At 42.3% G+C, this 23,131-nt stretch carries 20 protein-coding genes; 10 read left to right on the top strand and 10 right to left on the bottom strand.

Annotation, left to right across the window (positions count from 1 at the left end; translation table 11 throughout):
- The first annotated feature begins 329 nt into the window (after nucleotides 1–329).
- Complete coding sequence (locus L1271_RS01350) at nucleotides 330–1,157, top strand: hypothetical protein (RefSeq protein ID WP_010606540.1); 828 nt, start codon at nucleotides 330–332, stop codon at nucleotides 1,155–1,157.
- Between the two features lie 1,074 nt (nucleotides 1,158–2,231).
- Here the strand turns inward: L1271_RS01350 and L1271_RS01345 are convergent.
- Nucleotides 2,232–3,200 carry an AraC family transcriptional regulator gene (locus L1271_RS01345; RefSeq protein ID WP_235366600.1) on the bottom strand — a complete coding sequence of 323 codons (969 nt, stop codon included), beginning with the start codon at nucleotides 3,198–3,200 and terminating at the stop codon, nucleotides 2,232–2,234.
- Between the two features lie 121 nt (nucleotides 3,201–3,321).
- Here L1271_RS01345 and L1271_RS01340 point away from each other — a divergent pair, with 121 nt between their 5' ends.
- A complete protein-coding gene (locus L1271_RS01340; RefSeq protein ID WP_235366599.1) occupies nucleotides 3,322–4,170 on the top strand; it encodes a sterol desaturase family protein in 849 nt (282 codons plus the stop codon).
- A gap of 2 nt (nucleotides 4,171–4,172) precedes the next feature.
- On the opposite strand, the gene L1271_RS01335 is transcribed toward L1271_RS01340, so the two are convergent.
- Nucleotides 4,173–5,084: a LysR family transcriptional regulator gene (locus tag L1271_RS01335; protein WP_010606247.1), complete on the bottom strand. Its 912-nt coding sequence runs from the start codon at nucleotides 5,082–5,084 to the stop codon at nucleotides 4,173–4,175.
- A gap of 96 nt (nucleotides 5,085–5,180) precedes the next feature.
- On the opposite strand from L1271_RS01335, the gene nfsB reads away from it, so the two are divergent.
- From nfsB to L1271_RS01320, 3 genes are all read left to right on the top strand, one after another.
- A complete protein-coding gene (gene nfsB / locus L1271_RS01330) occupies nucleotides 5,181–5,840 on the top strand; it encodes an oxygen-insensitive NAD(P)H nitroreductase (RefSeq protein WP_235366598.1) in 660 nt (219 codons plus the stop codon).
- A 387-nt stretch (nucleotides 5,841–6,227) separates the two neighbouring features.
- Complete coding sequence (locus L1271_RS01325) at nucleotides 6,228–7,340, top strand: M35 family metallo-endopeptidase (protein WP_010606245.1); 1,113 nt, start codon at nucleotides 6,228–6,230, stop codon at nucleotides 7,338–7,340.
- Nucleotides 7,341–7,473: 133 nt separating this feature from the next.
- The gene (locus L1271_RS01320) at nucleotides 7,474–8,535 is read left to right on the top strand and encodes an endonuclease/exonuclease/phosphatase family protein (RefSeq protein ID WP_235366597.1); all 1,062 of its coding nucleotides are present in this window, start codon (nucleotides 7,474–7,476) and stop codon (nucleotides 8,533–8,535) included.
- Nucleotides 8,536–8,639: 104 nt separating this feature from the next.
- Here the strand turns inward: L1271_RS01320 and L1271_RS01315 are convergent, their stop codons facing one another.
- From L1271_RS01315 to L1271_RS01300, 4 genes are all read right to left on the bottom strand, one after another.
- Nucleotides 8,640–10,508 (bottom strand): DUF885 domain-containing protein, encoded by a 1,869-nt coding sequence (locus L1271_RS01315; RefSeq protein ID WP_235366596.1) that lies wholly within the window; start codon nucleotides 10,506–10,508, stop codon nucleotides 8,640–8,642.
- Between the two features lie 255 nt (nucleotides 10,509–10,763).
- Nucleotides 10,764–11,450, bottom strand: coding sequence for a transposase (locus L1271_RS01310; protein WP_102057280.1), 687 nt, complete (start codon nucleotides 11,448–11,450; stop codon nucleotides 10,764–10,766).
- Between the two features lie 410 nt (nucleotides 11,451–11,860).
- Nucleotides 11,861–12,034 carry a hypothetical protein gene (locus L1271_RS01305; protein WP_157782802.1) on the bottom strand — a complete coding sequence of 58 codons (174 nt, stop codon included), beginning with the start codon at nucleotides 12,032–12,034 and terminating at the stop codon, nucleotides 11,861–11,863.
- Between the two features lie 131 nt (nucleotides 12,035–12,165).
- The gene (locus L1271_RS01300) at nucleotides 12,166–12,630 is read right to left on the bottom strand and encodes a CreA family protein (RefSeq protein ID WP_102057281.1); all 465 of its coding nucleotides are present in this window, start codon (nucleotides 12,628–12,630) and stop codon (nucleotides 12,166–12,168) included.
- A gap of 339 nt (nucleotides 12,631–12,969) precedes the next feature.
- Here L1271_RS01300 and L1271_RS01295 point away from each other — a divergent pair, with 339 nt between their 5' ends.
- The 3 genes from L1271_RS01295 (at nucleotide 12,970) to L1271_RS01285 (ending at nucleotide 18,079) form a co-directional block, all read left to right on the top strand.
- Nucleotides 12,970–15,417, top strand: coding sequence for a TonB-dependent receptor (locus L1271_RS01295; protein WP_102057282.1), 2,448 nt, complete (start codon nucleotides 12,970–12,972; stop codon nucleotides 15,415–15,417).
- 54 nt (nucleotides 15,418–15,471) lie between these two features.
- Complete coding sequence (locus L1271_RS01290) at nucleotides 15,472–16,956, top strand: tetratricopeptide repeat-containing sulfotransferase family protein (protein ID WP_235366595.1); 1,485 nt, start codon at nucleotides 15,472–15,474, stop codon at nucleotides 16,954–16,956.
- Between the two features lie 64 nt (nucleotides 16,957–17,020).
- Entirely contained in the window at nucleotides 17,021–18,079 is a 1,059-nt protein-coding gene (locus L1271_RS01285) for a hypothetical protein (RefSeq protein WP_235366594.1), read from the top strand.
- Between the two features lie 6 nt (nucleotides 18,080–18,085).
- Here the strand turns inward: L1271_RS01285 and L1271_RS01280 are convergent, their stop codons facing one another.
- Nucleotides 18,086–18,667, bottom strand: coding sequence for a YqaA family protein (locus tag L1271_RS01280; protein ID WP_235366593.1), 582 nt, complete (start codon nucleotides 18,665–18,667; stop codon nucleotides 18,086–18,088).
- A 156-nt stretch (nucleotides 18,668–18,823) separates the two neighbouring features.
- On the opposite strand from L1271_RS01280, the gene L1271_RS01275 reads away from it, so the two are divergent.
- Nucleotides 18,824–19,420: an acyl carrier protein phosphodiesterase gene (locus L1271_RS01275; protein WP_235366592.1), complete on the top strand. Its 597-nt coding sequence runs from the start codon at nucleotides 18,824–18,826 to the stop codon at nucleotides 19,418–19,420.
- A 174-nt stretch (nucleotides 19,421–19,594) separates the two neighbouring features.
- Here L1271_RS01275 and L1271_RS01270 read toward each other — a convergent pair whose 3' ends face one another.
- Both L1271_RS01270 and L1271_RS01265 read right to left on the bottom strand, forming a co-directional pair.
- Nucleotides 19,595–21,040, bottom strand: coding sequence for a serine hydrolase domain-containing protein (locus L1271_RS01270; RefSeq protein WP_235366591.1), 1,446 nt, complete (start codon nucleotides 21,038–21,040; stop codon nucleotides 19,595–19,597).
- A gap of 104 nt (nucleotides 21,041–21,144) precedes the next feature.
- Entirely contained in the window at nucleotides 21,145–21,528 is a 384-nt protein-coding gene (locus L1271_RS01265; RefSeq protein WP_010606234.1) for a rhodanese-like domain-containing protein, read from the bottom strand.
- Between the two features lie 232 nt (nucleotides 21,529–21,760).
- On the opposite strand from L1271_RS01265, the gene L1271_RS01260 reads away from it, so the two are divergent.
- Entirely contained in the window at nucleotides 21,761–22,642 is an 882-nt protein-coding gene (locus L1271_RS01260; RefSeq protein ID WP_235366590.1) for a LysR family transcriptional regulator, read from the top strand.
- Here L1271_RS01260 and L1271_RS01255 read toward each other — a convergent pair.
- On the bottom strand, nucleotides 22,620–23,006 hold the full coding sequence (locus L1271_RS01255; RefSeq protein WP_235366589.1) for an MmcQ/YjbR family DNA-binding protein: 387 nt from the start codon (nucleotides 23,004–23,006) through the stop codon (nucleotides 22,620–22,622). The genes L1271_RS01260 and L1271_RS01255 overlap by 23 nt on opposite strands.
- Nucleotides 23,007–23,131: the final 125 nt, after the last annotated feature.

The raw sequence follows: 23,131 nt of genomic DNA, 5'->3' as shown, positions 1-23,131 counted from the left end.
ATAATCCTTAGGTGGCGATGCGTTAGCACATCAGTACATGATGGTTTAGGCACCCCACGATTTAACATAGGGTTAGTGGGCAAATTCAAGGGCCACATTAAAGTGGAGTAGTTGTAATCTTAAATATAGCACTTGGCAATTGAGTAATTTTGATTCTCAAGATAAATCTTTCTTGCTGTCGGCGTATGGAATAAAAAGCTTTATTTTCAATCGGTTAAACAAATTAAAGGTTCGATAAATAAGATTAATGCTAACGATGAAGAAAAATTGCATTATCAGTAAAGTTTACAATACTTAATTGATCAAAAATAAAATAACAGGACTTCCTCATGCAAAGGAAAGCAAATCTTCTGGCCCGACTTCGTATCGCATATGAAACGACTAAAAAAGAACTACTAATATTATTATTGTTACTTGCAGTTGTTGTTGACATGCTGCCAACTGAATTATTTTTTAGAGTTGAAGTCGCCAACACCATCAAAACAGGGTTGATGTTACCTATTGCATTTATCTTGCTGGAGCTTTTGTTCAAAATATACGATGCTGTTTTGCACAATCGTAGAGAAGTAAAAATAATTAAATCCAATGACTTGTTAGGAGACATTGGTCGACTATGTGAATCTGAACGAGAAATAAATATCAAATATATCGGTGTCGCAGGAAGACATGGCTGGAGTACTGTAATTGCCAGATTTTTAGATCCAAGCTCAGAGATGTGTCTGTTGAGTAAAAAGCAAATAGTCATAGAGATAGCTTTATTAGCGCCGCAACAAGTCGGCTCAATCGATGGTGGTACGGAAAGATATTCTGTAGTCCAATCAGTATTAAAGGAAATAGAATTTACCAAGCAAAGGTTGCAAGCCGAGGGAATGAAACACGTCACGATCAAAACTTACCTTTATGAACATACTCCTAATTTTCTTGGTTTTTTGGTTAATGACAATTATTTATTCACTTCCTTAACCTATTGGGAATATGTTGGCACCGGAGAGAAGTACCTTAGAGGTGGCGGCACTGATTACATTGTTTATGATAAGAACGATGGATTCGGAGGAGCTTATTATCTCAAACGTTTTGAAAGCTGGTTTTGTCATTGCGTAGAAAGTACGCATCAAGAATCATATTGCTCTGAAGAAGCAAAGCATAAAAAGGACTAGCGGTTTAACATGATTAAAGAAGAATAATCACTACTATTCGACTTTCAACATAACGTTGCCGGTAAATTTAGGTTTAAAAAGAGAGCGAACAGATAATACCCATCCCATATTTTCACCGATACAGGGGAGGCACTTCAAAGTTGAAGCTGTCATCTTTTGAATACACAAACTTTAGGTGGGTGTCAGCACAAACTAGCACAAACTGAAAACTGAAGTGGAATCCCACCCTGTCGGCTACATACCTGAAAATAATTATTATGATTGGCAAATCTAGTTGCTATTGCTCTATAACAAACACAACTAACACTATGATATAATGTGATAAATTTTATTTTATTGATTTTTGTTCTTGTGAATTTTTATGGTAGTTTTATCAAGTCGCATTTAGGACTCGTATACAGCGAGTCCCCGACTGGAATTGACTAGATTAATGTAAATAGCTCTATACTCCCGGAAGAAAAATATTTACTATGCGACATTTTAGTGAAACCTATTATTTCTTCATTGAAGCTTTTATGTTGAATTTTAGTTGATTTAGGTATTTGTAAAAACTCTACACCTAAAAAAACTTTAAAAAACTAGGCATTTAATTTCGAGTAAAAACATGATTAAAACCCTACTAATTCCGTTTTTTCTTTTCCCATCACAAAGTATATTTAACTTTAGCAGCCACATACAAAGCCTTAAACTTGATAACCATTAGTTTATTTTTACTAATTATAGGTTTTAACTTTTATTTTTTAATACAACTAATTAGAGGAAAAAGCCTGATTAAAAAAACTTAAATCTAAACGAGAAGGATAAATATAATGAAAAAAACAAACCCTAAAGATTTCTTTAAAAATTTAGCACAACACCAAGTTGGATTTTCTTTTCTCTCATCTTTATTTAGATCTAAAACATTATTAATAATAACCACCATATACCTATTGCTATTTATAGGATTTGTTAATTTATTATTCAAATAATTAAGAATTGAGGAATCGATGACGCCCACTATAGTATTCCCACTACATATTTGCACCGAAGCTGGGAATTTGACTAACAAACCAAAACTTACCTACCTTCGGTTCTTCACTTTAGCTTTGACGGTGGTTTCCCATACCATTTTATACAAACTTTATTCAGCGCACTTTGCTCTGTAAAACCGAGTGCGTCTACAATATCGAGTAACCTTGCGTTGCCGATGAGTTGTTCAAATCTATGCTTTCGCTCTTGGTCGAGTAAGGCTCTAAAGCTGGTGTGTTGTGCTTTTAGCTTACGCTGCATCGAACGCACACTCATGTTTAATGCCTTAGCCATACTTGCTTGGTTGACTCCAGTCAGTGAGTGCTTTGCCGCCAGTAAATTGGCAACACGCGTTTTTAAATCATGATTATCACAGAGCGCTGATACGCATTTTGCAACCGCTTGCTCAATATGTTCGTGCATTAGGCTGTCGACGGTAGCGACTGGCATGGTAAGAAAATCTAACGGAAACGACAGTGCATTTTCAGGGCAATTTTGTGATATGGGGCAACCAAACCAAGTTTGCAACCGCTGTAATTCTAGGTCACACACGCTAAAGCTAAGCTGGAGTTGGTTAGGCGATAAAGTTGATCGCAAAAGCTGCCGTGCAGCGCTCACCCAAGCGGTCATATTACGCAAAATGGCTTGCTTACCCAGCGGGGTTTTTGGTTGCCAAGTTAACTTGGCATTGTCACTATCACTTGTGAATACGGCGAGGCCAATATCGGCAACAATTGCGTCGTAATGCAATAATGAGGTTATAGCCTGCTGCAAGTCTTTACTGGTTTCGACCAAGTAGCCAAGCGCCCCATAGTCATGCAACTGAATGGCTTTACCCAGTTCAAAACCAATCAAGGGATCGCCGCTTAACTCCTGCCCTACCTCAAGCAACCGCTCGTACTCAACGAGTGTTACACGTTCAGGCCGTGACGCTACCAGCTCAGCAAACTCGCCTTGCAGTCTCTTGTCATCGGTAAAATGGTCATGGAGATATACCCACGCACTATAAAAATAAACAAACGAAGTGGAGTGCATTGCAGTTCCTTTTGTCGTATTTGGACAAATTGTTGGCGCAGTTTGGCAGGATTGTCAATGGCTAACCCGTTACGCTAGTGCATATAAAGTACCAAAGCTTTGGCTAAAGAAGGAGCTATATATGGTTGATGTATCGCTAATTTTACTGGCACTCAGTCCCGTCTTTTTACTTTGTGTTGCCTGGGAGTATATTAAGCACCACGAACACTATGATTTGCGAGACTCATTACTCAATGCCCTACTTGCGTTGCTCCATCAAGGCAGCGACGCGCTAGCTTTGCTTGTGCTGATGCCGCTCTTTTACTGGCTCCATCAATTTGCCTTATTCACAATCGAATTAAATACCTTCACTTTGCTCTTTGGGTTTATCTTGCAAGATTTTTTGTATTACTGGTTTCACCGCGCATCACATTGTATTCACTGGCTTTGGAGTGCACATGTGGTCCATCACAGTTCTAACAACATGAACTTTACCATTGCATTTCGCCAAAGCTTGCTATACCCAATTGTCGGTATGTGGCTGTTCTGGCTGCCTATGATACTTCTTGGATTTACCCCGACCTTGGTATTTACCATCGTCGCAATCAACTTAGCTTTTCAATTTTTTGTTCATACACAAACGGTTAATCGATTAGGGATGGTAGAGCGAATTTTTAATACGCCTTCCCACCACAGAGTCCATCACGCCAGTAATCCTGACTATATAGATAAAAACTTTGCCGGGGTGCTGATCATTTGGGATAAGCTTTTTGGCACCTTTATCGAGGAGCGTGAAGACATACCAATTTGTTATGGAATAAGAGGTGCGGCACCAAAGCAGACCCCTTTAGATGTTAACTTTGCTCAGTGGCGTCATATGTTCCACCGCTTTTCACAAGCAAACACTTTAAAAGGCAAATGGTTGGCGCTGTTTGGTTATCCAACCCACTTACCCGACAAGCTAAAAAATACGGACTCTGCCAAATCCTAGAGCTATTTATACCGCTCGGCCTTTTCTACAAGCGCTTGGCAGTACTTTCTTAGTTTATCGCGCAGCACTCTCACACTTGGGTTGATCATTTGCTTTGACGGGCAGATCAACCACAACGGCTTACATTCAACGCGGTAGTCATTTAATATACTTTGCACCACACCTTGTTCTAGTTGGTCTGCTACATCTATCGCGGATCGCAATGAAATACCCGCTCCTTGCGCACACCAGCGCTTTACCACATCCGCATCATTACTGGTTCTACGCCCTTTAAGCACCACTTTGTAAGTTTGTTCATTTTTCGTCAGTTTCCACGTATCAAACTTACTGCCTCTGATCAAAAAGAATAGCCCTTGGTGCTCGCTTAATTCCTCATGATCCTTTGGTGTGCCTTGTTTTTCTAAGTATTCCGTAGAGGCACAAAGCAGCAATGGCACATCACAAATTTTAAAGCCGTAGAAGCTACTGTCTTCAGGCGCACCATAGCGCAGCGCGATATCAACACCGTCACGATAAAAGTCGAGATTGTGATCATTAAGAATAAGCTTCAGGGCAAGTTTAGGGTATTCATCAAGTAATTCGTCTAGCCAAGGAAGGAGAATATTACGGCCAAAATCTGACGGTGCGGTTAACCTTAGCTCACCGTCAATTTCGTTGTCGTTGTCGAGCACCTGCTTTTTGCCATCAGCCAAAAGCGCAAGTGCCTGCTCGCAAATTGGCAAATAAGTTTCACCTTGCTTTGATAGCCTTAAGCTACGCGTAGAACGCACAAAAAGTTGAAAGCCAAGGTGCTTTTCCACTCGCTTTATCGCAGCGCTCGCCGTGGCAACTTGCATATCTAACTGCGCAGCCGCCGCACTAATATTGCCAAGTTTAGCCGTTTTCATCACGACGATTAAATCTTGTGTATTCATTTTCAAAAAATTTTTGAAACTATTTAACTCATTATCATCTTTTTATTGATTATGTAAAACCCTATTATCTCTTGAAAGCAATTTTAGGAGTCTGTTATGTACACATTACGCGATGCAATTCACAATCGTTATTCCACAAAAGCCTTTGATCCTAATAAAAAAATTAGTGATTCAGATATTGAGCTACTTAAGCAAGTACTAAGGCTGAGCCCATCTAGTACCAACGTTCAGCCATGGCATTTCGTCATCGCAAGTACTGAGACAGGCAAAACTCAGGTGGCTAAAAGCACACAAGAGAATTACAAATTTAATGAAGCCAAAGTACTTAACGCATCACATGTTGTTGTATTTGCTGCAAAACAAAATATAGATGATGCACATTTAGATAAAGTGCTTGCCAAAGAAAGTGCCGACGGCCGATTTGAAAAAGGCTCTGAGGTAGAAGCACAAATGAATAATGGCCGTCGCTATTTTGTCGGCTTAAATCAAACCAGCGATGAAGCAATCAAAGCATGGACTGGCAAACAAGTTTACCTAAATCTTGGGCAATTTTTGCTAAGCACTGCACTACTCGGTATAGACTCTGTACCCATTGAGGGTTTTGACGCTGAAATTCTCAGCAATGAACTTGGGTTAACTGAGCAAGGCTTTGATGCCCTTGCCATTGTCGCGTTGGGCTATCGAGACCAAGGTGATTTTAATGCTAAATTACCTAAATCTCGCTTTGCTATCGACGATATCATTACCGAAATCTAAGACCCAGTTTGGCACTGATAATGGCTAACTAGATAACATCAGTGCCACTCCAACTTCGGCTGGAATACCATTTCAAACACCACAATGTAAATCAATGTGAATGAAACAATAAATTCACAACTACCCGCTCCCCAGTTTTGTATTAAATTTATCCATACTTTTCAATAACATTACAGTTATTTGAAATTATTGGTAATTTTTTAATGTAAACTTTTTAGCTCTATTGTGAAAATTCTGCTTTAAACATCGAATATATTATTGTTAATTAAAAGTGAAGAGTGAATTCACCTTTAAAAATAACGAAATGACAACAAGTAAACTCAGTCCTCACAACTGGTTTTGTACCTGCCAGCCGAGAGACTGTAGCAACCTCAACAGGAAGAAATAATGAAGCTACTATCACGCACACTATCTACCGGGTTACTCGCAGCAGCCGTAACCGCATCACTGAATGCTCAAGCAATGAATAAAGACCTAGCGGTAAGCGTTGATGTCGACACAAAAAGCAATGGCGATGTTATTGCGACGCTAAACATCACCAATCAGGGTAAAGGTAACCAAAAAATCTTAAGCTGGTATACAGATCTCGAAGAAGAGCATATTTTTAAAATTACGCGTGATGGTAAAGAAGTTAATTTCTTTGGCCCTCACTACAAACGCCCAGCTCCTACCGAAGCTGACTTTATCAAGCTAAAGTCTGGCGAAACGCTCACTAAATCATTTGAGCTTTCGGGCCTTTATGATCTTAGCCAGCCAGGTAACTACGAAATTAGTTATGATGTTGAATCATTTGACCTTTTCGGTAAAAAAGAAATCCCAAGCATGACTACAAGAACGATGGGGCAGCAATCGATGATGCGTGCCGATGTAGCAGAACTCAGCTCAAATTCGGTCAATCTTTGGCTTGAAGGTGTAGCATTAAGCAAAGGTAACCTCCAAGTTAACGCAAAACCAGTCGCTGGTGCAGCAGACTGTACTGATGGCACTTGTTTTACAGGTCGTTGTAGTAACAGTGAAAAAACCAGTATTTTGTCAGCACTGAATGCTGCGGACCAAATTACTAATGACTCTGTTGCTTACTTAAATAGCCACTCAGCGAGCAACCCGTCTACGCGTTATCAAACTTGGTTTGGCGCAGCGACAAGCAGCCGCTATGCAACCGTGAAATCTAACTTCAACGCAATCAATGATGCAATCGACAACCAAGATCTCACTTTTGACTGTAGTTGTAACAAATCATACTTTGCTTATGTATACCCAAATCAACCATACAAAGTATATCTATGTCGCGCATTTTGGAGCGCAAATGAGCTAGGTACGGATTCACGCGCAGGCACGATTGTTCATGAGCTAAGTCACTTTAATGCCGTTGCAGGTACAGATGACATCGTTTATGGCCAATCTGGTGCGAAAAACTTAGCAAACTCAAATCCAAGTCAAGCAATTCAAAATGCTGACAGCCATGAATATTTTGCGGAAAACACTCCGTACCAAAACTAATCTCGACTTATTTGGTATAGATATCCCTGACGAGTATCGGGTTTAGGCAAGCGCCTAGACCCGATGCTATTCACAGCGATTTCAGCTAACATGAAATATACTTCTTAAATTCATCTATTTGCTGAGGAATTTCATGACTTGGGTTATCGTCGCGCTGTGTGGTTTTATCCTACTAGCTACGCTATTGCCACTTGCTAAACATCCGCATTGGAGTGTGAGAGCAATGGAGTTCCCGCGGCTTCAGCTCGTTGTTATTACCGCATTTACGCTACTGCTGTCCATTTTCTATCTTAATCTTCAAAGTGTAGCCGCGCTTGCTGCCATTTCTCTATTAGGTTGTTTAAGTTTTCAACTGTGGTGGATTTTACCCTACACCCCGCTTTGGCCTGTCGAGGTAAAAACAGCGACAACCAATACTCACACAATTAGTTTGATCACCGCCAATGTACTGCAAACTAATCGACAGTTTAATTTGCTGCTGGAGCAAGTCCGGGTACATCAACCTGATATTTTAGTCACGTTAGAAAGTGATGAGATATGGGAGCAACAATTAGACTCATTGCTGGACATACTGCCCTACAGCGTTAAATGTCCACAATCCAATTTATACGGCATGCACGTTTATGCTCGCTACCCGCTAGACGAGGCAAAATGTGAGTATATCGTTGAAGAAGGCGTACCTTCGATACATGCAAAACTCAGGATCGCTCCCCATATCATGCTCCAAACCCATTTTTTACATCCGGCACCGCCAAGCCCCACCGAAAACGAAACGGCCATTGAGCGAGATGCGGAATTGGTGGTTGTCGCCAAACGCGTCATAAATGAGCCACTGCCCACCATTGTCACTGGCGATCTCAATGATGTTGCTTGGTCACCAACCACGAGGTTATTTAGGAAAATAAGTGGGCTTCTTGATCCGAGAGTTGGCCGAGGCATGTTTAACACTTTTCATGCACAGTACCCGTTTGCACGTTGGCCGCTGGATCATTTGTTTTCGAGTCACCATTTCACAGTGATCGATATTAAAAGGCTCAACAACATAGGGTCAGATCACTTTGCGCTTTATGCAAAACTCGCTTATCAACCGGTCAAAAATGAAGATGAAGCAGGACTTGAGCTGAAAAAGAAAGATATACATCGCAGCAAAGAAATTATTGAAAATGCCGTGGCAAAGCCGAATTGCAAATTATGATAGCGAATTTAAGTACGGTAAGTGTGAACGAGTGTTATAAGGTTTTTTAAATAACATCAGCTTGAAGCCAGCATCGTTCACTGACTTCAAGCCGAAAAGTGTATTTACGACTTCAGAGAATTAATCCAAGTCTTGATATCTTCTTCAACAAGCGCCATTGGCCTTGCGCCCTTTAGCAACACCACGTCGTGGAATGCTTTAATATCAAACTTATCGCCCAGTTGCTGTTTAGCATGCTCTCTAAGCTCAACCAATTTAAGCATACCTAACTTATAACCAAGCGCTTGTCCTGGCCAAGCGATATAACGGTCGATAGCCGATACCACATCGCTCATCGCCGTACCAGTTGCATCAGCAAAATACGTGATCGCTTGGTCGCGTGTCCACTTTTTATAATGTAGGCCCGTATCAACCACCAATCGAGCCGCACGATATGCCTCAGCTTGCAGACGACCTAAGTCTCCAAATGGGTCGTCCTTATACATCCCCATTTCGTATGCCAATAGCTCTGAATACAGCGCCCAGCCCTCAACATAACCATTAAATGAGGCATTTTGACGCATCAAACCGATTTCTGTTTGCAACATATTAAGCGCAATTTGGAAGTGGTGACCAGGAACCGCCTCATGATACGTTAAGGTTTTCATGCCAAAGCTTGGTACTGCTTTCATGTCTTTTAGGTTGATTGAAAATACCCCTGGGCGACTGCCATCAAGCGATGGACCGTTGTAGTAACCACCTGGCGCACCTGCTTCCACGGCCTTTGGTATACGTTTAACTTCAACAGGTTGCGGTGGAATTGTAGAAAAATAATCTGGCGCTTTTTGTAAAATTGTCCCTATTTCACCACGCAAGAACGATAATAACGCTTCACGACCTTCGTCAGAATCCGCATATAAGAATCTCGACTCTTCATTGAGCTGCTTCATCCGGTCACCAACAGTACCTTGTGAATAGCCATTTTGCTTAAGGATTTCGTCCATGCGCTTTGAAATACGCTTCACCTCAGCAAGGCCAATTTGGTGGATCTCTTCCGCGCTCATATCAGAATCCGCCAAATAGGTGATTTCATGCTGGTAGAAAGATTCGCCATTTGGTTGAACCCAAATACCGACATTTTCAGGCGCTTTGCTCTCTAGCGCGTGCATAATCGCAGACACATTTTTAAACTCAGGATAAAGCTTTTGCTCAACTATTTGTGTTGCCTGTGCAACATAATCAGCGGCGGCTTTATCCGTAATACCATCAATATTCGCAAGTTTATCTTTAAACGACGCAACCAAAGGATGTTCTGTACCACTTGGCGCCGTGAAGTTATCTAAATAACCTAGCGTGTTTGGAAATAATACTTTTGGTAAAATTACGCCTTTATTGGCATCCGCTTTTACCTTGCTTGCAACTTGCTTCGTGACTTCAACAAAGGCATTTAGGCGCGCAACATAGTCTTTTGCATCTTGCTCACTTTCAATTCCATGCTGATCTTTTAGCACATTAGGAATATCCAACAATGGGCCAGACAACTGGTTAACAATGTATGGCAGGTGTCCGCCCCAAGTATCAATATAACCTGCAGAGAAGCCTTTATCGCCGGCATAATAACGGGCAATAACTTCATTTACTTTAAGGTGCAACAAGTCATCAGAGTTCGCCACGCCCGATTGTAATTGTTTCAATTTATCTGCGGCTGCGTTCATATCCACCTGTAGCGCCTGCATACCGACAACCGAGTAATCTGGCAGTCTATTGGCGTAGTGACCATATTCACTGCTTGATAATTTGAGCGAAGTGGCAAGTGCGGGTTCGTGGTTAATAAACTGCTTGGTGTACTGTTCTACGACTTTGTCGATTTCTGCACGAGAGAGAGTTGATTCAGTGGTTTTAGCAACAGATGTAGTTTCTGTTTTTGGCTTGTCTTGAGCACATCCGCTCAAACCTAGCACAACAGAGAGTGCTACCAAGCTTATTTTATTCATTATTACGCCGCTCCATTAAGGTTGTTGTCAAAGCTAAAATACCAGTGCAGATCTGGCTGCTGATGGAATAGTCATACCTATTTGAAAAAGCAAATGGATATAAGCACTTTATTAAGAATATGAGACTGCAATAAAGTGCTCACGCTATTCTCATAGATGCAACTACAAGTAACATATTTGCGTTTTTGTTACAGCTATAAAAGACGGAAAATTGCGAATTAATTGACTTTTCCGAGCTTTTTCCAACAAACTAGCTTAGCTTTCGAGCACTAGGGGCTTTGGCGTATTAGCGCATTGTGACGGTAACTCAACGATAACGCGCTGCACGCGACCAGATGACTTGTCAAACACAAAGCAAGCATGTGGCCTTTGCTCTAACTGTAAGCTGATGGTGATACTCAAACTTTTGGGTAAAGCTTGGGCTATCACATCTCTCGATGCTTCGGTAAAGAGTACAGATTCAGGGGTAAATTGATAAAACTGCCCAAACTGCAAATCACAGTGATCGCCTTGCTGTAAGTCCTTTCTATATTCATATTGATAGAGCTTGCTGCCACAACCGGGGCCAAAATAACAGGTCGTCAATGCCGTAAAATTGTAGTCCCGCACTTGTGGAATAAAGCAGCGCTGAGTTCCCCGCTTTGGCGTTGGATGCCAAATCTGTGCACATACTTTAAAAAATGGTCGTTTATTTTCGTAAAGTACATATAGATCATCATTGTCCACCATCCCTCGCGCATGATGTTGGTAATTACTACTACCCGCAACTCGTGCCGCGAGAAATTGCTTATTTTGCGATAGCCGATACAACATTTCAGCTAGCAGCCTCAATGTACTGTCATCCAAGCAAGCTGGACCTGTATATAAGCTAGAAACACAATTAACAAAGTCACTAAAGCTAATTGCCCCATGACTATAAAAGTTATCAAATTGGCGTGCCATATTTCTTCCTTGTTTGTAAGCGTTTTAGTCAGACGAATAGCGAGTGCGTCAGCTAAAATTCGAGTTTTTTTAAAACAGAAACTTGCAAATATCCGATTGCAAACTGCGCTGCTTTTTTCTTAGTCCCTAATTAAAGCTAATGCAGACTGAGGAGAACGCAACAAATTAATTACAATTTTGCTGGCAGCCTAGCTAAGACTATTAATGAGATGAGTCAGAGATGGCGGTTTAGAGCTTATACGCTATACAGCGCGTAAGTGAAGCATGAATGTATGTCATAAAAACTTCATGCAAATTTATGCACTTAACACCACGCGCGACAGAGACTGAGCCGAGCGTAATATTTATATTATATTTTCATCGTTTCGAATGACATTAATCAGCAAAACAAGATAAATCACGGCCCAAATTTACTTAGATTTGGATTCAGAGATTACCTCGTCTTGGCTAAACATCTCAACCTGAGCAGCTTGAGATGAGATGCTATGAGCATCAGTTGTTAACGTTAAAATAACAAACAATACAGTCATCACTGCAAATGCAATATTGACCGTTTTCCCTAAAAAGCGTGTTTTTAACATCACGATTTCTCCTAAACTTATCACTACTAAGCTTAGTCGAAATCGTGAGCAAAAAGGTTTAATTCAAACAAAAAAATAACTCATTAAATGCAATTATCGAAGCGTGTGGGTTTATGTGCTAGCGAACATTCGAGTTAATTGGTTTTATCGCCTTGATAAGCCTGAGTTCCCCATAGTGGCACAGTTGATAAGCTATGCTTAAAACTGCCAGAGGTTTCCTTGGTGGTATAGGCTAAGTACATTAAAGTTTGATTTTTTGCATCAAAGATCCTTCTCACTTTCATTGCTTTAAAAAACACACTTTTTGATTTTTTGAACACCACTTCACCAGAATCGCTTTTGTCTATATTTGCTAGCATTGCCGGTGTTATTTCGCTCGTTTGACGACAAGAAATAGAGCTATCGCTAGGATCTGAAAAACTCAAGTTATCTTCAACACTCGCGACATGGCAGGTCACGCCCGTTACAACAGGGTCAACCATAGAGTCTAGTTTTATATCTTTGAGCGTAAATAGACCAAGAGATACATCACCAACTTCACTGTCAGAGCAACCGAGTAACGAACAAGATGCCAACAATGCAAACATCAGCTTTTTCATTGTTTTTCCTTAATATTATCGATGTATAAAAGAAGTATACGGAGCTAATACTCTAAGCTATTTAAAAATTTTCGCAAATAGCCGTCTTCCATAAAGAAATAACCATTCAAAAAATCAAAATAATTATTCACAAAATACGAATAAGCATGTTAGCATGCGCCGCAGTTTCAGGGTGGTTAAATTACCTAAAGTAAATACAAAGTATTGCCCGTCTATTTACCGCCAGCTGTATGAAATTTTCTCTAAACTCGGGACTAAAATGTGCTACCTGCATACTTACCCATTTATAAATATTGAAATTTCGTCACGTTTAATTCTAAATTTGAGGTTCCACCATTTATGAGTAAGCTCCATCCAAGCTTAGTCGCACTAGCTGTTAGTTCGAGTTTTTTTGTTGTTAATCAATCACAAGCAGAAGAAAGTAAGGCTCAAGAAAAGTCAATTGAGCGAATTCAAGTAACAGCAACTCGACGCGCAGGCACAGTTCAAGAAGCGCCATTAAACATTACCGCCGTCGACAGCGATGTAATGAGCGACCAAAATATTGGCGACCTTGAAGACGTAGCAAGATGGGTCCCAGGTTTGACAATCACAGAACAAGGTGGCCGTGAAGGTTCACCTATTATTGTTCGTGGTTTGAATACTAATTCGTCAGAACGTGCCTCTGACTCGGGAACCGTGGCAACTTACCTCGGCGAAATCCCAATCAATGTGGATTTGCGACTAACCGATATCGAACGTGTTGAAGTCTTGATTGGCCCACAAGGTACGCTTTACGGTGCAGGCACGCTAGGTGGTGCGATTAGAACCATGCTTAAAGCACCAGTGCTTGACGTTATTGAGGGTAAACTAAGTGGTGATTTATTCAGTATCAATGATAGTGACAGCCATGGTCATGAAGTGGGTGCTGTCTTCAATATGCCTGTAGTGATGGATGAATTAGCCGTTCGTGCAAGTATTAACCGCTATCACAACCCCGGCTTTATGGATTACAGTTATGTGGTTAAGCAAGCTGGCGTTTCAAACCCAGATCCTGATTGGTCCAATGCTGAGGATGTAAAAGCAAACATCAACGCAGTTGCGGATGCAAATGATGAGACCATTACGACCACACGGGTTTCTCTACGTTGGTTGGTGAGTGAGAATATCGATACCACGCTGAACTATTTTCACCAGAAGCAAGAAAATGGCGCTAACTCAATTTCACAATATCAAAGCCTTGCAGCACAGCACTCGCTTGCCGATACGATCAAACCATACGAGTCAGCCTATCGCGTGCTTGAACCTAACGAACAAGAAGACGACCTGCTTAGCCTTGAAATCAACGCCGATTTAGAGTTTGCTGATTTAGTTTCGGCATCCGGTTGGTCAAGTAAAGAACAACAAGGCCAACGAGATCAAACCGATCTACTTTATGATATTTGGCCGGGTTATGCGGATTTTCCTAGTTTCACCGCGTTGACCAAAGACACCACAGATCAAGACACTTTTACCCAAGAGATCCGTTTAGTCTCTAAAGGGGATGACGCGCTAAATTGGATTGCTGGGGTATATTACAGTAAACAAGAAATTAGCTCGGACGATAGAGAGTACACGCCAGGACTCACGGCGTTTTGGGGCGATGAAATCGACAATATTGAGCAAGACCTTGAGTATATTGCACTTACCAATGCCACCAGCAAAGAGTCTGCATTGTTTGGCGAAATCGGCTACGCATTTTCAGATGATTTTAATATCACAGTGGGCGCTCGTTTCTATCGCTATGATGTTAAAACTGAGTCAGCGGCTGAAACCCCGCTCTATTCTGGGGGCCTGCCAAGCCTCGAACAAATTTCATTTGAACAAGTCAGTGCCAAAGACAATGGTAGTTTGTTTAAGTTTAATGCCAATTACACTTGGCAAGATGGACTGCTGACGTACTTCACTGTCAGTGAAGGATTTAGGTTAGGCGGTGGCAACGGTTTGGAGTCCTGTCCAGAAACACTACCAGAGCAACAGATCATCTGTGCACTGCCGCATGAGCTTAGCTATAAACCAGATACCACCACTAACTATGAGCTGGGATTAAAATCTACATGGCTGAATAACAAGCTGCATTTCAATGCCGCATTATTCAGTGTTGATTGGGAAGATGCACAGATCTCATCCGTGACGGTAAACGGTCAAGAGATCATTACCTCTAATGCTGGATCTGCGAACTCTAGTGGGATTGAGTTGTCAACCCGGGCTATGTTGAACGACCAGTGGACGGTGTATGCAACCTATTCTTATGCAAAAGCACAGCTAACTGATGATGCACCAGCCCTGTTTGCGGTATTCAAAGAAGGTGACTATAGCGCAGAAGAAATTGCGCTTTACCAGCCGTACTATGACGGTACAGATGGCGACCGCCTACCTGGCGCGCCAAAACAGCAGTTTTCATTCGGCTTAAGCTACGAGCAGGAAGTGTTCGACGACAAAATGCTTAACGTTAATTATGGGGTCACCGCGCAGAGTGACGTATACACGAAAGTCGGACTCAAAGCTGACGGAGAGGTATTGCCAGGATTTGCCTTGTCTAACCTCAGTGCTAAGCTTTCAAGCGAGCAATGGGCCGTCACTTTTTATGTCGACAACCTGTTTGACAAATTTGCTTTCACCTCGGTAAGACGCGACAAGTCTTGGGCTGGTGAAGCTAAATTCGCGGCGTTAAACAAAGCCTTGCCTGAGCAGCAGCGAGTGTACGGACACTATGTCACAACACCTCGTACCGTTGGGGTCAAGCTTAACTACCAGTTTGAGTTATAATCAGCAAAAAACTAAAATAGAGAGTGAAGTTACCTTCACTCTCTTTACGTTGCGATGACATCATACAATCAGATCCAAAGCTATATTCAACAGCGTCAATTTCAAGCGGCGCATCACGCATTAGTCGCTCGCATTAATACCAATGCCAACGATCACCACGCGTACGCCTTATTGGCCGAATTGAATATCGCTCTCGGTAATCTCAGCAAAGCACTAAAAATTTACGACAAGTGCCTAAGTTTATTTCCCTGCGCATTTTACTCATTGAGCGCTGCCAAACTTGCGCTTTTTACCCAAGCACCATTAGTGGCAAAGCGTTATATTCTGCATTTGCTAGGTAACACACAGTTGTCGGGATCTGAGCACGATACCCTCGCAAATATATTACTGAGATTAAATCAATATACTGGCGCTGGTTGGCATTTTAGCCATGCCTATACACGCTCACCACACTGTCCTGAAATCGCGCTCAACTATGCAATGCATTTAAAGATGTCTGGTGAATTAGCACAAGCGCGGACGCTGCTTGCCTCTTTAGTGCAAGCAAACCCAAGTAATGCAAAGTGCCAGTTAGCCTACTCAGAGCTTACTCCTGTAGAATTAGCATCGACTCGCATCGCTCAGTTAGCAACTGAAATAACAGCGCAAACTACACCACTTGCATTACAGCGGCTTCACCATGCACTGGCACTCGAATACGAAAAGCAGGAAAATTATCCCAAGGCATGGCAAAGCTTTGTGGCCAGTAAACAAGCGGTCAGTGCTGAGGTTTCCTATTCATCTAAACAAATGACTGGCTATTTTCAAGCACTTGGCAAACTTCTAGACAAGCCTATTGATTTTGCTCCAGAGCAAACGCTTGCACCTGTATTTATCATTGGGCTACCACGCTCAGGCACCAGTTTAATGGAGCAGATCTTAGCGCAATTGTCGCTACAACCGCTGGGAGAAACCAGTGTATTGCCCCAAGCACTTAGGTTTTCTCGTGACTACGACAGTAATATTCAATATATCAGCCACGCCTATAAAGAGGCTAACGCCATTGGGCAATACCGTCTCTTCACCGCGCAGTCCTTTGCTGGTGCTCAACGTTTTATAGACAAACAACCATTTCATTTTTTCTTTATCGATTTGCTTGCAAAGGCGTTTCCACGCGCGAAATTTGTCGTGATGAAACGAGACAGAACAGATACTTGTATCGCAAACTTTCGTCAATTATATCAAACGAATAGCCCCTTTCATGGCTACTCATACCGGATGCAAGATATTCAAGCTATGTATGATAATGCTTATGCGTTTTTGCAAGATGCCGCACAAAAACATCCGACTCAAATTAAATTTGTGAATTATGAATCGCTGGTAGAAATGCCTCAGGCTGTGATGAAGGAAGTCTGTCAATTTCTCGAGTTGGATTGGCAAGACAATGCACTTCATTTTTATAAGCAGAGTTATTACTCAGCGACAGCCAGCAAAATGCAGATCAGACAACCATTGAACAATGCAAGTGTGGGCAAATATCGAAATGTATACCCAATATAGGAATATTGCCCCATTGCAGTGATGATGCTAACGTTAAGCAAAAGGAATACAAAACAATAACGATATGAAGCAACTATTCCCTACTCTCTGTTTCGCAACACTTGTGGCTTGTACACCGGTCGAAATAACAAAAACCGAGCGAGCACTCACACAAGCTCAACAACAAAGAGACATAGAAGCACAAGCACACGCGCTCAAGACACTCAGTGAATATGATAGCGCCACATGGCAAAGCTTATATCAAAAAACACAAAATGCCTCAGCTTTACTACTAGACGCACAAATTGCTTATGAAAACGCTGATATCGTTACGGCTCAGATAAAAGCCGCGCAATCAAAAGCACTTAACAATTCAGTGCAAGCGGATACATTGCTGCGCACCTTATCTGCCGACTATCCTCTGACCGAGCTGATTGATACATTGGTAAAGTTACATTCTGCATCAAACCGGCATGAAATTGCACTCACGAGCTTCTTTAACCAACCTCCTAGTAAATGGAACATAATCGACGTCAATCAAAAATTGTCGCTGATCAACGCTCATATTCAAGCGATTCGAAAGCAGATTGCAGCTATTCCTGAAGGTAAAAAGCACAATGCAGTCTACCAAACTGTACTGACGGTGGCTGAATCTCAAATTGAACAACTAGGTAAGCAGGAAAGTTTGCTTTTGCGCAACCTTCAGCAGCAGTTAAGTACCATACATGCGGAGCAATTTATACAGCTTCATCACACAGTGACAGAGCAACTGAATAACTTTGAAGAACGAGTAGTAGCCTCAATGATCCGCCAAGATCAAAATAAATTAATTGAGACAATGCAGCACCAAAGTGAGCTGCTGTACAACATTGATCTCATGTTAAAGCAGACAGGCTCTGCAAGACATGCTGAGTTTGAGCTTTTTTACCTTGCTTATATTCAACTGCTGAATAAGTCCAAAGATTACAGAGAGTATGCTCGACAAGGGAAAGCAGCCCTCGCATTATTTGAGCGCGCCGGAGCCCCTCATAACTTTTATCAACAGTATCAAATGCTGGTGTCAGAGCCACTAACACTGAGCGATGATTTACTCGCTTTTGCACGCTCACAAAATGAATCAAAATTTTTGTATAGAAAATACTAGGCCCTACTAGCGACCAGTTATCCACCATGCGAGCAGCACAATTGCCGTTGTGAGAATAACGGCTTTTATTTTATGTTGTTTAATTAGCTTTTCAGCCTGATCACCAGCAAAGTAAACGACCGCCGCCAAGCCAAAATAACGTAGTGAACGGGCAATACAAGTTGCAATTAGAAATTGTAATAGTGAAAACTTTGTGGCGCCAGCTGCTAACATGGCAATCTGAAAAGGTACTGGCGCAATACCTAAGGTCAACACAAACCAAAATCCCTGACTTTGCATCTGCGCTTTCACTTGCTCAAACTGAGACTGGCTCGACAGCAGCTCAATAGCGGAATCCCCCACTGCATCAAATAAATAGTAACCCAACGCATAACCAAATAAGGCACCAATCACACATCCAACCGTCGCCATTAGCGCAATTAGCCATAGTTTTTCTCGCCTTGCCTGCATTAGCGGCACCATCACAGCTTCAAGCGGAATAGGTACGATGGTTGACTCTAAAAAAGAGGCAACCGTGATCCCTTTGAGCATATTTTTTGATTCTACTAATCGCTTGGTCTTTTGCTTCAATTCAGCCGTTAGCGCCATCACACTTCCCCTGATGTTCTGAGTAATGGAGACAAGCATAGCCTAAGCTATGTTTCTCCTTCCTGAATTAAATGGTTATTCATATATGCTGGTATTTGTATGTGCGGACAAATGCGATACTCTGTTTTAGAGTGAATTATTGGGGGGGATGTTTCTGTGAATTATTTGGCGCATTTGTACTTTGCCAAACCAACTGCCGCATCGCACTTTGGCAACTTGCTCGGTGACTTTCAAAAAGGCGTGAATATACAAGTACTGCCCAAACCTGTGCAACTTGGTCTACAAACACATATGCAAGTCGATAAATTTACTGATAGCCACACGATAACAAAATCTGCTAAACAACTTTTTTCGCCCACGCGTCGCCGCTTTGCAGGCATTGCACTGGATGTGTTATATGACCACTTTTTGATTAAGCACTGGCAGCAATATCACAGCACCTCGCTTGATGACTTTAAACGTCAGAGCTTTTCATTGCTGCACGATAACTTGCACATCATGCCTGCGCACATGCAACGAGTCGTTAGCGCAATGACACAAAATGATTGGTTTGCCACCTATAAATCCGTAGCTGGTGTGGGTCATGCACTCGATAACATCGCCCAACGTATTCGTTTTCAAAACCAATTTTCAGGCACTGAAGTGGATATAAAAGAGCACTACCACCAGCTTGAATCTGGATTTCAAACCTTTTTTCCGCAGTTGGTTGAGCACATAAGGCAGCAATCCATAGAGCACCAGAAAATAGAGTAAACTGTCGCCGTGTTACTCAATACCAACTCGATTGCAAGGTTGCCAGGAAGGGCTGCCCCCCCGCTGGACACCTGTTCTTTGGCTGCTATCTAACCAGTCAAAACGGTACATAAACGCTAGATGTATTTTATACCAATACCAGAGACAGACTACTCGTTGACGTGAAGTTTCCGATTAAATCCGCTCAAAACGATATAGGCCACGCCAAATCACCGCGGTGATCTCACCTTTATCATTCGTTTCAATGGTGACATCCGCGCCCCCTTCAAGCTCAATCAGAGTGTCTTCCTCTGTGGCAACAAAGGCCATCAGGTTATCACGGGCCATATCTAAGACGTAAAATCGCGTCCCCTCTCGGGTGATTTTCATTTTAAACTGATGATCTTTCTCATAAGCATACAGACCTTCCAATTGCTTTGCGCGTGCCTCAGGTAATGTAATCGCGGTTATCTTTTTACTGCGTATAAAATTCCAGCCATAATGTTCGCTGATGGCAATGCGAAGCTCACCAAATACGGTACTCGCTGAGTCGCCATTGGACATCAACACCATACCCTCATCTTTTTCCACAAATGCTTCAAAACGATTGCTAAAGCCTTTATTTTTACCACCATGGGTGAAAACAAGCCCTTGCTCTCGCTGTTCAAGCTCTGGTCCCAAACCCCATACGTCATGATGAACTTCAAGCATTTGCTTCGCCAGCTCTGGTGTGATGGGCCCCACGGTATTGCCTGCATACGCTTGTTGTACGGCCATAATATATTTAGCGAGATCCACCGGAGTGGTCCAAAGGCCAGCCGCGGCTTGTTCTGGATAAACATGCCAGTCCCCTTCAACTTGCTCGCCTTTATCGTCAAACGCAGCACTGGCTTTTGACCATAGCGTTTTCGGTAATGGTTGCGCATAGGTACTATTGTGCATCCCTAGCGGAGTTAAAATTGCCTGCTGGACATACTCTTCAAATGGCATTTTTGTCACATCTGCCACGAGCAATTCCATTACCGTGTAACCACCGCCAGAATAGCGCCAAGCTTTACCTGGCAAAGTGTCAACCGTCACTAAGTCGGTATTGCCTTTACCCATTAAGACTTCAACGTCAGTTGGAATTTTACTACCACGCACGTAGCCCGGAAAACCATGTTGAGTGAGCCCCGAGGTGTGAGTCATTAACTGTCTCAAAGTAACAGGATTGGCTTTGGTAAATTCGTTCGTTGGTACTTTCCAAGAGGTGAGATATTGATTAACGTCAGCATCTAAATCGACTTTACCATCTTGCGCTAACTTTAATACCGCAAGCGCAGCAACTGGCTTACTAATTGACCCTGCCTGAAACAGCGTTTCAGTGGTCACTTTTCGATTTTGCTTTTTATCTGCAATGCCAAAACCCTCAGCCCACACCACTTTACCATCTTTGATCACGGCAAGGCTTAAGCCCGGCAAATGCGTTTCTTGAAGACGCGTCTGCAAATCTACAGGTTTATATTTTTGGCCTTCCAATTGCACTCTAGGTAAAAGATTTTGTGCAACTTGTTGAACTTGATGTTGAGCTGAGTCAGTGGCGAAGGATGTCTGACTTAGCAAAGACGAGCAAAATATGGCGCAGTACAATAGTTTCGACATGATATTTCCCTTGTTATTATCGTTATTCACTCACTTTACACATTGATAAATGTGCCGTGAATGAATAACAGTATAATCATGAGATGAAGAAAAATGCACCTACATCAACTTTGAGCCTGAGACACTCGGCGATTAACGGGGTAACGCTCGAAATCCTCCCAGTAATGAATTCCACCTATCATCTCTTTTACTTGATAGCCCATTTTTGCAAGCTTATACGCGGCCTTTGTCGCGCCATTACACCCAGGACCCCAACAATAAACCACGATTGGTGTGACCTTGTCATACTTAGCCATCGTCAGTTCGCTTATGTCTGCGCTTGGCATATTGACTGCGCCTTGAGCATGACTTTTGGCAAAGGCTTCATTCGACCTGACATCAAATAGCACAAAATCCTGCTGCCCCGTTAACATCGCCTGATAAACATCAGCACAATCCGTTTCGCAAGCCAGCTTCATTGCAAAATACTGTGATACTTCTACTTTCATCTTCTAACTCCTATTTAAATACTCTGGGTCCTAAATAATCTGAGCTGCGGATAATTATTTAACCTGAGGTTTGGATAAGGAATGAGCTAGCTCAGGTTATTTAACCTCACCCGAGGTCAACTACGTTACGCACTTGATAGGCGTTAATGAATTCATATTTTTTGAAGGCGATGTTCATCATTTCAGAATAGGCAATCGCAGCAAGCTCATTTAAACTGGTGGTATTCAATACGTGATTGAGTTTAGTGCAATGGAGTTTTACCATTTAAGGTCGTTTGTTGCGGTTGCAGAGGCCCAAAATCTAACAGCAGCAGCGAAACGACTGTACACCACACCACCTGCTATCAGCGCCCATATCAAAGCGCTTGAGGAAGAACTCAATACAGTATTGTTTCATCGTTCTAGCAAAGGGATGCAGCTCACAGAACAAGGTAAGATCTTGCTAGACAAAGCTAAGTTAACGCTTGCAAGTGCAAATGATTTAATGCACACCGCATCGCAAGCCAAAACACTGCTCACAGGCGAGTTCAGACTTGGCTTGAACCACCCTATTGGCACCTCGAGCGAACTTGGCACACTAATAAAAACCCTCAACCAGCACTTTCCAAGTCTTTCTTTTTCGCTGGAATTACTCTCAAGTGGTGTCATCGTCGACAAACTCAGTGATGGGCTACTTGATGGTGGGGTTATTTATGGCGAAGTACCTGCACATTTTAGTGCGGTACCGCTCACAGAAGTTGCAGTTACCACCGCTTATCCTGCATCTTGGCCTACGCCATCACATAAAGCCGAATTGGCACAGATGACGTGGATACGTATGGGAAAAGGCTGCCCTTTTGATAAGCAACTTGATCAACAGCTAAGCGAAGTAAACGCGGTAAATATTAATGCTGCGGATGAGCGCTCCCGCTTGGCTTTAGTTAAGGCAGGACTCGGCGTGAGCTTTATTGAAGCCAACGCCATTGCAGATCAAGAAGCAGAAGTTGCCTTGTCTAGTTTGCTAGACTTTTCGCTCCCAGTACATTTTGTTGTGGCAAATCAAGCGCTCACAGAGCCTAAAGTGAACGCCGTGTACCAAGTGGTTTGTGCATCTATTGATGCTGCGCAAGGATAATCCCCTGCTGCTTTTTCGGCATTTTTTCGACTACAAGGCGAAATGAGTTATCCATCATCCGCTCAAGTTCTCCTGTAGGAATGGAGCCATCGAGCACCACCGTGTTCCACAGCTTTTTATTCATGTGATAACCCGGTAACACCGCACTAAAAATGTCTCGCAGCGCTTGCGCTTCATCAGGATCGCATTTGAGATTTACGCGCCAATGGGGATGCTTGTCATCTTCTTTGCCCATTTTACCAAGCGCCAACGTCGCGAACATTTTGTCTTTCACTTTATATACATCAACGCCTTCACCAAAAGGTTGACTTACGCTGGTATAGGGTTTTGCAAGCAAGTAGTCGTGTACTTGTTGATGATCCATCTTATTCTTCTGCCTTTAGATTAATCGTTGCCGCTTAGTAGTAAAGCATAATACCAAGCGGCGTAGTAGCATAAATTACTCAACCTGAGGTTTGAATAAAAAATACGCTAACTCATTGTTTTGAA

Source organism: Pseudoalteromonas sp. OF5H-5, assembly GCF_021530695.1.
Taxonomy (GTDB): domain Bacteria; phylum Pseudomonadota; class Gammaproteobacteria; order Enterobacterales; family Alteromonadaceae; genus Pseudoalteromonas.
This window is presented reverse-complemented; position numbering and strand designations above follow the sequence as displayed.

Coding starts and splice junctions, on each gene's coding strand:
- L1271_RS01350 (WP_010606540.1), top strand. CDS start 330: ATGCAAAGGAAAGCAAATCTTCTGGCCCGACTTCGTATCGCATATGAA.
- L1271_RS01345 (WP_235366600.1), bottom strand. CDS start 3,200: ATGCACTCCACTTCGTTTGTTTATTTTTATAGTGCGTGGGTATATCTC.
- L1271_RS01340 (WP_235366599.1), top strand. CDS start 3,322: ATGGTTGATGTATCGCTAATTTTACTGGCACTCAGTCCCGTCTTTTTA.
- L1271_RS01335 (WP_010606247.1), bottom strand. CDS start 5,084: ATGAATACACAAGATTTAATCGTCGTGATGAAAACGGCTAAACTTGGC.
- nfsB (WP_235366598.1), top strand. CDS start 5,181: ATGTACACATTACGCGATGCAATTCACAATCGTTATTCCACAAAAGCC.
- L1271_RS01325 (WP_010606245.1), top strand. CDS start 6,228: ATGAAGCTACTATCACGCACACTATCTACCGGGTTACTCGCAGCAGCC.
- L1271_RS01320 (WP_235366597.1), top strand. CDS start 7,474: ATGACTTGGGTTATCGTCGCGCTGTGTGGTTTTATCCTACTAGCTACG.
- L1271_RS01315 (WP_235366596.1), bottom strand. CDS start 10,508: ATGAATAAAATAAGCTTGGTAGCACTCTCTGTTGTGCTAGGTTTGAGC.
- L1271_RS01310 (WP_102057280.1), bottom strand. CDS start 11,450: ATGGCACGCCAATTTGATAACTTTTATAGTCATGGGGCAATTAGCTTT.
- L1271_RS01300 (WP_102057281.1), bottom strand. CDS start 12,630: ATGAAAAAGCTGATGTTTGCATTGTTGGCATCTTGTTCGTTACTCGGT.
- L1271_RS01295 (WP_102057282.1), top strand. CDS start 12,970: ATGAGTAAGCTCCATCCAAGCTTAGTCGCACTAGCTGTTAGTTCGAGT.
- L1271_RS01290 (WP_235366595.1), top strand. CDS start 15,472: ATGACATCATACAATCAGATCCAAAGCTATATTCAACAGCGTCAATTT.
- L1271_RS01285 (WP_235366594.1), top strand. CDS start 17,021: ATGAAGCAACTATTCCCTACTCTCTGTTTCGCAACACTTGTGGCTTGT.
- L1271_RS01280 (WP_235366593.1), bottom strand. CDS start 18,667: ATGGCGCTAACGGCTGAATTGAAGCAAAAGACCAAGCGATTAGTAGAA.
- L1271_RS01270 (WP_235366591.1), bottom strand. CDS start 21,040: ATGTCGAAACTATTGTACTGCGCCATATTTTGCTCGTCTTTGCTAAGT.
- L1271_RS01265 (WP_010606234.1), bottom strand. CDS start 21,528: ATGAAAGTAGAAGTATCACAGTATTTTGCAATGAAGCTGGCTTGCGAA.
- L1271_RS01255 (WP_235366589.1), bottom strand. CDS start 23,006: ATGGATCATCAACAAGTACACGACTACTTGCTTGCAAAACCCTATACC.